Here is an 11,552-nt window from a genome sequence, read left to right on the forward strand (position 1 = left end):
CATTTTCGCGGAAGTAGTTCAGTGGTAGAATACAACCTTGCCAAGGTTGGGGTCGCGGGTTCGAATCCCGTCTTCCGCTTAATTACTAAGGGGCCTTAGCTCAGCTGGGAGAGCGCCTGCCTTGCACGCAGGAGGTCAGCGGTTCGATCCCGCTAGGCTCCATATAAATAGGGAAAGCTTACATCAAATGATGTAAGCTTTTTTTGTGTTTAAATTCCATTCCAAAAGGCAACTTTTCCATATATCGTTTAAAATGAAAAAAGGGGATTGAATAAGGGGGAGGTAATTATGAAAGTTGTCATTGCATCGGATTCATATAAAGAAAGCTTGAAAGCTATAGAGGTATGTGAAGCTATTGAAAGAGGCTTTGCAGCAATTTTTCCTAAAGCAGAGTATGTTAAAATACCAATTGGAGATGGAGGCGAAGGAACGGTTGAAGCTCTTGTTGGTGCTACAATGGGGAGAATTATATCACTTAATGTGACAGGGCCGCTTGGAGAGAGCGTGCAAGCCTTTTATGGTATGTCTAAAGATAAGAAGACAGCATTTATTGAAATGGCGGCAGCATCAGGATTACAACACGTTCCAACTGAAAAGAGAAACCCACTTATTACAACGACAAAAGGGACAGGCGAACTTATATTACATGCATTAGATCAAGGAGCCAAACACATTATTTTAGGGCTTGGAGGAAGTGCTACAAATGATGGTGGGGCTGGTATGCTATCTGCCTTAGGCGCAAGATTTATAAATAAGAAAGGTGAGGTAATAGAACCCTCTGGAGGGACATTGCATTGGATAACCACTGTTGACCTTTCTAGGATTGATTCACGCCTAGAGGATATAAAGTTAGAAGCAGCATGTGATGTAGATAACCCTTTAGTTGGACTGAGCGGGGCGTCTTTTGTATTTGCGAGACAAAAAGGTGCGAATGTAGAGATGATGAAAGAGCTAGATGAGAATTTAAAACATTATGCTAATATACTTAAACAACATGTGTCTTTTGATGTATCTGAGATACCGGGTGCGGGGGCAGCTGGAGGAATGGGAGCTGCTGTCGTTGCAGTGCTAAAGGGACAGCTAAGAAAAGGGATTGAAATTGTATTAGATTACACAAATTTTGATAAGTGTATAGAGGGTGCCGATCTTATTGTAACTGGTGAGGGAAGAATAGATGAACAAACAGCTTATGGAAAAGCTCCTGTTGGTGTCGCGAAGCGGGCGAAATGTCGTCATATCCCTGTAATTGCTATTGGTGGATCTGTATCTCCGAACTATGCAATTGTTTATGAAAAGGGAATTGATGCAGTGTTTAGTATTACAGCTAGTCCAATGACATTAGAAGAAGCATATAAAGCGGCAGAAGAGAATATCGAAATGACAGCAAAAAATATTGCAGCAGTGTGGAAACTAGCATCAGAAAAACGCTCCTAAATGTAGAAGCGTTTTTTAAATCCAGTTATTTGAGGATATTTTGTGTAATTCTAGGTGGTGATGGAGAAAAGAACTGATAAAAATATCAGCTGATAGAAAAGTTAGTTGGTTCATTAAGTTAACTTTATACATCGAATAGTTTAAAAATTGGGATTCTAACGTAAATATAAGTGAATAAAATGTATATCCATGCAGAAAAATGTCGAGTTGAGTCAGACTATATAAAAGATTTAAAATATTTAGTGAAGGCATAAAAGGGGGATACTATCTATGAAAAAAGAAATCTCAGTTATTGGAGTTCCAATGGATTTAGGACAGATGCGTCGCGGGGTTGATATGGGACCAAGCGCGATCCGTTATGCAGGGGTAATTGAAAGAATCGAAGAAATTGGATATAACGTAAAAGATATGGGAGATATATGTATAGAGAGAGAAAAAGAAATAGCTGAAAATACAAAATTAAGAAACCTTACACAAGTTGCAACTGTATGTAATGAATTAGCAAGTAAGGTTGATCATATTATAGAAGAAGGTCGTTTTCCACTTGTATTGGGTGGCGATCATAGTATTGCTATCGGTACGTTAGCTGGTGTAGCGAAACATTATAAAAATTTAGGTGTTATTTGGTATGATGCACACGGTGATTTAAATACAGAAGAGACTTCACCATCTGGAAATATTCATGGTATGTCACTTGCTGCAAGTTTAGGATATGGGCATTCTTCACTTGTAGACTTATATGGGGCATATCCAAAGGTGAAGAAAGAGAACGTTGTAATTATCGGTGCACGTGCATTAGATGAAGGAGAAAAAGACTTTATTCGTGAAGAAGGCATTAAAGTATTCTCAATGCATGAAATTGATCGTATGGGTATGACGGCTGTTATGGAAGAAACAATTGCGTATTTATCTCATACTGATGGTGTTCATTTATCATTAGACTTAGATGGGCTTGATCCTCATGACGCACCAGGAGTTGGAACACCTGTAATTGGTGGTCTATCTTATCGCGAAAGCCACTTAGCGATGGAGATGTTAGCAGAAGCCGATATTGTTACATCTGCTGAATTTGTTGAAGTAAATACAATTTTAGATGAGAGAAACAGAACAGCAACAACAGCGGTTGCTTTAATGGGTTCTTTATTCGGTGAAAAACTGAAATGAATGTAAGAAAAGCAACTGTGAAGTTGCTTTTTTTATTGGAAAATAGGCGTATAATAACTTGTATTACACTGTGGGATAAGAAAGTTTGACATCTTACCAATTTAAGCTAAGGGGGCGTTTGTAATTGTCGTTTGTTTCATGTATGGTATAATTAACTAGTTGTTGGAAATACATACAGATAGAGCATAAAATAATATTTCAATATATGGATAGAATTGCTCGTAAGTAGGAGGAAGGGTTAGCATGCCTTTTGAAGATACGACCATTTTGAAATATCTTAGTACGGCATTAGATATTGCTGTTGTATGGTTTATTATATATAAGCTAATTCTTATAATCCGGGGCACGAAGGCTGTTCAACTTTTAAAAGGTATTACAGTTATTATTGTCGTCCGGATGATCAGTATTTTACTTGAATTGCGTACGCTATATTGGCTAACGGAACAAGTATTAACGTGGGGATTCTTAGCTGTTATTATTATCTTTCAGCCAGAATTACGAAGAGCACTTGAGCAGCTAGGACGAGGCAGCTTGTTTTCACGTGTAGGAACTCACGAGGACGATGAACCTGAAATTGTTGCAACAGCGATAGCGAAAGCAACGGAATATATGGGAAAACGTAGAATTGGTGCATTAATTACGTTGTCAAAAGAGACTGGGATGGGTGACTATGTGGAAACGGGTATTCCGCTGAATGCAAATGTTTCATCAGAATTACTCATTAATATTTTTATCCCTAATACGCCTCTTCATGATGGAGCAGTAATTATGCAGGGAAGTACAATTAAAGCAGCAGCATGTTATCTTCCGCTATCAGAAAGTCCGTTTATTTCTAAGGAGTTAGGAACAAGGCATCGTGCTGCAATGGGAGTTAGTGAAGTTACTGATAGTATTACAGTAGTTGTGTCGGAAGAAACGGGTCAAATTTCTTTAACGAAAAACGGTGAGTTACATCGTGATTTGAAGACAGAACAGCTGAAGGATATGTTGTTAACAGAATTTAGTGGGAATGAAAAAACGACTTCTTCGTCTTTATGGAATTGGAGGAGAAAGCATCATGGATAAGTTAATGGAGAATAATTGGTTTTTAAAAGGAATCTCATTACTATTGGCGTGTATGCTTTTTATGTCAGCAACTTTAACTGAAAAAAATACAACATCAAGTATATTACCTTTCGTAAATGAATCGAAAGAAACATTAACTGATTATCCCATTACCCTTAAATATGATGAAGAAAAGTATATTGTAAGTGGTATTCCACAAGGTGGAGTCAAGGTGAAGTTAGAAGGGCCAAAAGCAGCGGTTGCTACAGCAAAAGCAAAAAGCCAATTTAATATACCTGTTGATTTGCGGGATCGTCCAGAAGGAACTTATGAAGTTTCTTTAAAAGCAAATGGTCTCCCAGATGATGTAAAAGGGATAGTTCAACCAGCAACAATTAAAGTCACTCTTCACGAAAAAGCTAAAAAATATGTTCATGTAGATTTAAAATTATCAAATGAAGATCAGATGCCAGCAGGTGCTACTATTGAGAAATCAAGTATTAAGCCCGACACTGTTGAAGTCGTTGGAACAAAAGAAGAAATAGAAAGTATCTCATCGGCTAAGGCATATATCGACTTAAAAGGCGTTAATAAAACTGTTACAAAAACAGCAGACGTTACATTATACAATAAAGAAGGAAAACGTTTAAATGTAAAAACAAATCCATCTAAAATAAGTGTAACGGTGAATGTAGCGACACAAGCTACAGCAAATAACGTCGAAAAAACAGTTCCTTTAACATATTCGAAAAAAGGGAATTTACCAGAAGGTTTAGCTGTTACAAATATTAGTGTTGAACCAAAAGAAGTAACGATAGCAGGTCCAAAAGACATTTTGGATAATATACAATCTATAGAGGGGGTCGAGGTAGATCTTAGTCAATTGACGGATTCTACAACATTCGATGCCTCTGTTTTATTGCCAAAAGGTGTAACAAGTGCAAAACCAAATCAAGTGAAGGTTTCCGTAGGGGTACAAAAGGTAAAACAAACGAAAAGTAAAACTATTGATGGTATCCCGATTCAAAAAAATGGAATTCCGAATGATGTTACTGCTCAGCTACTTTCGCCACAAGATGGAAAGATAAGCGTTGATATTTCAGGAGAAGCAAGTATAGTAGATAAAATAACAGCAGCTCAAATAACAGCAGCGATTAATCTGCAAAATGTATCTCCGGGGACGAAGGATGTTTCTATTCAAGTGAGCGGTCCTGGTAATATTTCGATAGAAGCAAAACAAAAAAGTGCTAAAGTCACAATTGTGAAGAAAGAAAAGCCGGATAAAGAAGTACAAGGTAATATTGAACCACCAGATTCAAAAAACAATCAAGAAAATCAAACTGAAAAACCAAAAAATCCTGAACCGGATCCAGAAAAGGATCAGGAAAAAGATAAAAATAAAGAACAAGAAAAAGATAAAGAACAAGACAAAGAAAAAGACAAAGAAAACGGCCAAGAACCAACAGTAGATAATCAAAAAGAGCACGAAAAAGGAGCGAATAATAATGGGTAAATATTTTGGTACAGACGGAGTACGCGGGGTTGCAAATAAGGAATTAACACCTGAATTAGCATTCAAAATTGGACGTTTTGGCGGCTATGTATTAACAAAAGATACAGATCGTCCAAAAGTAATTATTGGTCGTGATACACGTGTATCTGGACATATGTTAGAAGGAGCTTTAGTAGCAGGTCTATTATCAACTGGAGCAGAAGTAATGCGTCTTGGTGTTATTTCTACACCAGGTGTGGCTTATTTAACAAAAGCTTTAGATGCACAAGCGGGTGTTATGATTTCTGCATCTCATAATCCAGTACAAGATAACGGAATTAAGTTCTTCGGTTCAGATGGTTTCAAATTAACAGATGAGCAAGAAGCAGAAATTGAAGCATTATTAGACAAAGAAGTTGACGAGTTACCACGTCCAACAGGTACTAACCTTGGCCAAGTGAGTGATTACTTTGAAGGTGGACAAAAATATTTACAATACATTAAACAAACTGTAGAGGAAGATTTCTCTGGTTTACATATCGCTTTAGATTGCGCACACGGTGCGACTTCTTCTTTAGCTCCATACTTATTTGCAGACTTAGAAGCTGATATTTCAACGATGGGAACTTCTCCAAACGGTATGAATATTAACGAAGGCGTAGGATCTACACATCCAGAAGTCTTAGCTGAATTAGTAAAAGAAAAAGGTGCGGATATCGGACTTGCTTTTGATGGTGATGGCGACCGTTTAATCGCTGTAGATGAAAAAGGAAACATCGTTGATGGCGATCAAATTATGTTTATTTGCGCGAAGTATATGAAAGAAACTGGTCAATTAAAACATAATACAGTTGTTTCAACAGTTATGAGTAACTTAGGTTTCTACAAAGCACTTGAAGCAAACAGTATTACAAGTGATAAAACAGCAGTTGGTGACCGCTACGTAATGGAAGAAATGAAGCGTGGTGGATATAACCTGGGTGGAGAACAATCAGGTCACATTATCTTACTTGATTACATTACAACTGGTGATGGAATGTTAAGTGCGCTTCAACTTGTAAACATCATGAAAATGACGAAAAAGCCATTATCTGAACTTGCAGGTGAGATGACAAAATTCCCACAATTACTAGTAAACGTTCGTGTAACAGATAAAAAACTAGCATTAGAAAATGAAAAAATTAAAGAAATTATTCGTGTTGTAGAGGAAGAAATGAACGGAGACGGTCGTATTCTTGTTCGTCCATCTGGAACAGAACCACTTATTCGTGTAATGGCAGAAGCACCGACACAAGAAATTTGTGATGGGTATGTACATCGTATTGTAGAAGTTGTGAAAGCTGAAGTTGGCGTTGAATAATTAGCCGATTTTATTTAAAAGGAGCACAAAAAGTGCTCCTTTTTCATATGTTTTATAGACAATGAAAAAAATTTCATTGACGATTTATATTGTTTGTTATAAGATGGTCTTGTTCTTTTTCTCAAAGGAAATATTGTAAATTATAAAAGCGCCAGAACTACAAGTAGTGTAGTTGACGAGGTGGAGTTTATCGAGATTTCGGCGGATGACTCCCGGTTGTTCATCACAACCGCAAACTTTTACTTAAAACATTAAGGTGACTTAGTGGACAAAGGTGAAAGTGTGATGAGAGAAGAGGAACGGATGAATACTAGCTGTATAAGTATATACGGACTTTAACCCAATCGAGAGGAAGGTGAAAGCCGTTACAAGCTTACAGGGCTAGCAATATGTAATCCGTTTTTTAGTATAAATAAAAATGGTATCGGACTATGTCGTTACATGTTCGCAGAGCAGTGTAAGCATTTGTAACGGCGACTAAACATGTGTGGAATCGTAGGATTTATTGGAGAGCAAGATGCAAAGGAAATTTTATTAAAAGGTTTAGAAAAGCTAGAATATCGCGGATATGATTCAGCAGGTATTGCAGTACAAGCAGAGAACGGTGTTATTGTATACAAAGAAAAAGGCCGTATCGCAAAACTTCGCGAAGTCGTAGAAGAGAATGTAGCAGCAAGCGTGGGAATCGGTCACACACGCTGGGCTACACATGGTGTTCCAAGCAAACTAAATGCGCATCCGCATCAAAGTACATCAAAACGCTTTACACTAGTTCATAACGGTGTAATTGAAAACTATGAGTTAGTGAAAAAGGAATATTTACAAGATGTAACGTTCGTAAGTGAAACAGATACAGAAATTATCGTGCAGCTTATGGAACAACAAGTAAGTACAGGACTAAGTGTAGAAGACGCGTTCCGTCAAACGTTATCTCTTTTACATGGTTCTTACGCAATTGGACTACTTGATGCTGAAAATCCAAACATGATTTATGTTGCTAAAAACAAAAGCCCGCTATTAGTAGGTGTTGGTGACAACTTTAATGTTGTGGCGAGCGACGCTATGGCGATGTTACAAGTTACAGATCAATTTATCGAGTTAATGGATAAAGAAATCGTAATTGTAACAAAAGAAAGCATTACAATTAAAAACTTACAAGGTGAAACGATTGAACGTGCACCGTTTACAGCGGAATTAGATGCAAGTGATATTGAAAAAGGAACGTATCCTCATTTCATGCTAAAAGAAATCGATGAGCAACCACTTGTAATCCGTAATATTATTCAAAAGTATCAAGGTGAAAATGGCGAGATTGAACTGGATGCAGATATCCGTAACGCAATTTTAGATAGCGATCGCATTTACATCATTGCATGCGGAACAAGTTATCATGCAGGTCTTGTTGGAAAGCAATTCATTGAGAAATTTGCGAAAGTACCAGTTGAAGTACACGTAGCAAGTGAATTCTCTTATAACATGCCATTATTAACAGAAAGACCATTCTTTATTTACATTTCACAAAGTGGTGAAACAGCTGATAGCCGTGCAGTACTTGTGCAAACAAATGAAATGGGTCATAAAGCATTAACGATTACAAATGTACCTGGTTCTACGCTTTCTCGTGAAGCTGATTATACACTTCCGTTATATGCGGGACCGGAAATCGCAGTTGCATCGACGAAAGCATACACAGCACAGCTTGCAGTACTTTCAATCTTAGCAGCTGACATTGCAAAAGCGAAAGGTGAAGTTCTTGATTTCGATTTAACACACGAATTAGGACTTGTAGCAAATGCAATGGTAGTACTTTGTGATCAAAAAGAAGAAATGGACGCATTAGCAAAACAATTTTTAGCAACAACGCGTAACTGCTTCTTCATCGGACGTAGCGTAGACTTCTTCGTAGGTTTAGAAGGTGCGTTAAAACTAAAAGAAATCTCTTACATCCAAGCAGAAGGATTTGCTGGAGGAGAATTAAAACACGGTACAATCGCTTTAATCGAAAACGGTACACCAGTTATCGCACTTGCTACACAAGAGCACGTAAACCTTGGAATTCGTGGTAACGTGAAAGAAGTAGTAGCACGCGGAGCTAACCCATGTATCATCTCAATGAAAGGCTTAGAAATGGAAGGTGACAGCTTCATATTACCAGCTGTACACGAAGCACTAGCACCGCTAGTAGCAGTAATTCCATTACAACTTATTTCATACTACGCAGCACTTCACCGCGAATGTGATGTTGATAAGCCACGTAACTTAGCTAAGTCTGTTACGGTTGAGTAGGAAATTGGTAGAGTAACTAGTTTATTGTGGATTTAAAATAAAGTTGTGAAGCTTTGCCCCTTTGGATATTTTTATCTAAAGGGGTGTTTTTGTGTCGAAAAGAAAAAGAACAACTAAAATCGATAAGTGGCTTAAAGAGGGTAGTGAAGCAGATTATCAGCCTTGGCTTAAAATTTAAAGTGTTTCCTCATTAGGGTGTTCAACAAGATTAAAAGGTATAAAGACCGCCAGACAACAGGAATTTTTATCAGATTTGGAACGGAACTACTTTCATTTAACTGAATTTTCCGTTATCGTTTAGATATTCGTGAACAATTTCCTTTATTACCACAAGAAGAGGCGATTATTATTGCTGAAGAGCTTGGGATTAAACACCCAGCTGATCCAATTATTATGACAACGAACTTTTTATTAACAGTTAGTAAAGGTTGGGGTATTACAGTGGTGAAAGCTAAACACAGTTCTAAAGGGTTCAGCATATGGCAGAGGTTTTATCCCGCTATTTGCGGGCAGTAAGACTCCCCGAAATTCGGCGAATGCGAGGAAGTTAGGTGGGAGTCGGGCTGCCCGTAAAAACCCGATTGGTGGGGGCTAATAATCAGTGGGTGATGGAAACCACCCCCACTGATTAAAGTTTCACTTTATTGAACAAATTAGATTACTAGATATTACGAGGGGGATTAATGAAAGTGAAAGAAAAAACATATTTAAGTATAGAAGAGATTATTTCGTTACCAACCGTATCAAGTACAAACATAAGTGATGATGGCAAGAATGTAGCATTTGTTAAGAAGATGACTAACTGGAAAGACAATACATATAGGAATCATGTATGGATATATGAAAAAGATAAGGGGAAGAGTTACCCATTAACAAATGGGGATATAGATAGTGCATGTCCATTATGGTCTCCAAATTCTAGGAACATTGCATACCTTAGCCCTGTTGGTAATGGGAAAAATCAGATCTTTGTTAAGTCGATAGATGGTTATGGCGTGGTTCAAATTACTGATGAGAAAGAAGGGGTCAGTAATTTTAAATGGGAGCCTACTGGCAAGGGTTTTTATTATGTTGCGCAGTCAAAAGAATGCGAGGAGATAAAGAAACGTAAGGAACTATATGGAGATTTTCAACATATAGGTAAGGAACACCAGAATAATTGTTTATACTACATTGAAATAGAAAAAGTGATACAAAATGATAAAGGGGAACGAGAAATTAGCGGTGTTTATCAATTAACGGAGGGTAAGGATTTTTATATACATAACTTTGATATTTCAAATGATGGGACAAAGGTTGTATTTATGGCTACACCAAGCCTAAACGATCATATGAATGGTGATCTATACATAGTAGATGTTGAAGCTGAGGAACTAAAAAAGATGAATGTAGATAAGTTGTTGGGCGGGAGCGTTTGCTTTTCTCCTGAGGGCAGCAAAATATGTTACTCAGCAAGTATAAGAGAGAAGGATTACTATAGAAACCATATACAAGACAGTACATTAGAGATATATGATATGAATACTGGAGAGGCAATTCAGCCTCTAACAGATTTTGATAGTACGGTTATGCCATTACAGTGGACAGCTAAGGGGATTTTAATTAGATGGCAGGATAAAACGAATTACCTTATTGGATTGCTATGTGAGGATGGCACTGTGGAAATGTTAAGTGACAAAGTAGATGGCTTTATAATGGATGCTTCTATAACAAGGGATGGAAATCATATATCCTATAATAAGGCTATAACAAATGAGACCTTTGAAATCTATTTAGACGATAAAAAAATAACGAATGAAAATAGCTTTTTCGAAGGAAAGCTTAAAAGCAATAGGGAAATAATCTCATGGAAAAGTAGTGATGGTCTTGAAATAGAGGGTGTTTTATCAACCCCAGTAGAGTTTGATGCAAATAAAAAATATCCCTTATTAGTGGTAATCCATGGTGGTCCGGCTTGGGCATCCTTTCCAATATTTTCAGATTGTTTTAATGAGAAATATCCTATTGAACAGTTTATCGAAAAAGGTTTTATCGTTTTAGAACCAAACTACAGGGGAAGTTCTGGTTATGGTAATGAATTCTTAAAAGCAAACTATAGAAAACAGGGAATTGCTGACTACGATGATGTTATATCTGGAGTGGATAAACTAGTTGAGCAAGGGATTGCAGATAAAGATAGAGTAGGGATTATGGGATGGAGCAACGGGGGATATATATCAGCTTTCTGTTCTACATTTAGTAGTAGGTTTAAAGCTATTTCAGTAGGAGGCGGAATTACTAACTGGAGTACCCATTATGTAAATACCGATATCCCTTACTTCATTAGGATGCATTTAGGAAATAATCCATGGAATGATCCAGAGATATATAGGAAAATATCGCCAATGACATATATTAAATCAGCATGTACGCCTACCTTAATTCAACATGGCGAAAAGGATGCAAGGATTCCAACTTCCAATGCATATGAGCTATATGAAGGATTAAGGGATATGGAAGTTGATACAGAATTAATTATTTTTAAAGGAATGGCATATAGTTCTGACCAGCCAGGAATTCATGTGGCTATTATGAAGCAGAATTTGATGTGGTTTTCACACTATATTCTAGGAGAAAGTATGAAAGATTTTAGGGCTTTATAATGGATATTCTCACAGGATATATAAGGATGAAACAGTCGTCATAAGGAAGCTTTTTTCATATTTAGCTTGTGATTGTAGCTCTTGCTTCTGGTTCATCTGCAAGTATACGTATTATTAGATTTTCAGATAG

The 11,552-nt window shown here is 37.2% G+C and carries 7 protein-coding genes, 2 tRNA genes and 2 pseudogenes; all 11 read left to right on the forward strand.

The window, feature by feature from the left end:
- The first annotated feature begins 7 nt into the window (after positions 1-7).
- A tRNA-Gly gene (locus JTF23_RS22130) sits at positions 8-79 on the forward strand.
- 10 nt (positions 80-89) lie between these two features.
- A tRNA-Ala gene (locus JTF23_RS22135) sits at positions 90-162 on the forward strand.
- 126 nt (positions 163-288) lie between these two features.
- Entirely contained in the window at positions 289-1,434 is a 1,146-nt protein-coding gene (locus tag JTF23_RS22140; protein WP_204209724.1) for a glycerate kinase, read from the forward strand.
- Between the two features lie 270 nt (positions 1,435-1,704).
- The gene (gene rocF / locus JTF23_RS22145; RefSeq protein WP_002113337.1) at positions 1,705-2,598 is read left to right on the forward strand and encodes an arginase; all 894 of its coding nucleotides are present in this window, start codon (positions 1,705-1,707) and stop codon (positions 2,596-2,598) included.
- Between the two features lie 243 nt (positions 2,599-2,841).
- Entirely contained in the window at positions 2,842-3,663 is an 822-nt protein-coding gene (cdaA, locus tag JTF23_RS22150) for a diadenylate cyclase CdaA (RefSeq protein WP_204209726.1), read from the forward strand.
- Complete coding sequence (locus JTF23_RS22155) at positions 3,656-5,155, forward strand: CdaR family protein (protein ID WP_204209728.1); 1,500 nt, start codon at positions 3,656-3,658, stop codon at positions 5,153-5,155. Before cdaA ends, JTF23_RS22155 begins: the two co-directional genes overlap by 8 nt.
- Positions 5,148-6,494, forward strand: coding sequence for a phosphoglucosamine mutase (glmM, locus tag JTF23_RS22160; protein ID WP_002113341.1), 1,347 nt, complete (start codon positions 5,148-5,150; stop codon positions 6,492-6,494). Before JTF23_RS22155 ends, glmM begins: the two co-directional genes overlap by 8 nt.
- A gap of 285 nt (positions 6,495-6,779) precedes the next feature.
- Positions 6,780-6,965, forward strand: a pseudogene (locus JTF23_RS22165) (hypothetical protein).
- Positions 6,966-6,977: 12 nt separating this feature from the next.
- Positions 6,978-8,780, forward strand: a complete 1,803-nt coding sequence (glmS, locus tag JTF23_RS22170; RefSeq protein WP_002159592.1) for a glutamine--fructose-6-phosphate transaminase (isomerizing) — start codon at positions 6,978-6,980, stop codon at positions 8,778-8,780.
- A gap of 91 nt (positions 8,781-8,871) precedes the next feature.
- A pseudogene (locus JTF23_RS28265) lies at positions 8,872-9,218 on the forward strand (PDDEXK family nuclease); the annotation flags it as partial.
- Positions 9,219-9,463: 245 nt separating this feature from the next.
- Positions 9,464-11,422: a S9 family peptidase gene (locus JTF23_RS22180; protein WP_204209729.1), complete on the forward strand. Its 1,959-nt coding sequence runs from the start codon at positions 9,464-9,466 to the stop codon at positions 11,420-11,422.
- Positions 11,423-11,552: the final 130 nt, after the last annotated feature.

It is taken from the genome of Bacillus sp. RIT 809 (assembly GCF_016892495.1).
GTDB lineage: Bacteria > Bacillota > Bacilli > Bacillales > Bacillaceae_G > Bacillus_A > Bacillus_A cereus_U.

Bases quoted from the DNA above. Each gene is read 5' to 3' on its own strand.
- JTF23_RS22140 (WP_204209724.1), top strand. From the start codon at position 289: ATGAAAGTTGTCATTGCATCGGATTCATATAAAGAAAGCTTGAAAGCT.
- rocF (WP_002113337.1), top strand. From the start codon at position 1,705: ATGAAAAAAGAAATCTCAGTTATTGGAGTTCCAATGGATTTAGGACAG.
- cdaA (WP_204209726.1), top strand. From the start codon at position 2,842: ATGCCTTTTGAAGATACGACCATTTTGAAATATCTTAGTACGGCATTA.
- JTF23_RS22155 (WP_204209728.1), top strand. From the start codon at position 3,656: ATGGATAAGTTAATGGAGAATAATTGGTTTTTAAAAGGAATCTCATTA.
- glmM (WP_002113341.1), top strand. From the start codon at position 5,148: ATGGGTAAATATTTTGGTACAGACGGAGTACGCGGGGTTGCAAATAAG.
- glmS (WP_002159592.1), top strand. From the start codon at position 6,978: ATGTGTGGAATCGTAGGATTTATTGGAGAGCAAGATGCAAAGGAAATT.
- JTF23_RS22180 (WP_204209729.1), top strand. From the start codon at position 9,464: ATGAAAGTGAAAGAAAAAACATATTTAAGTATAGAAGAGATTATTTCG.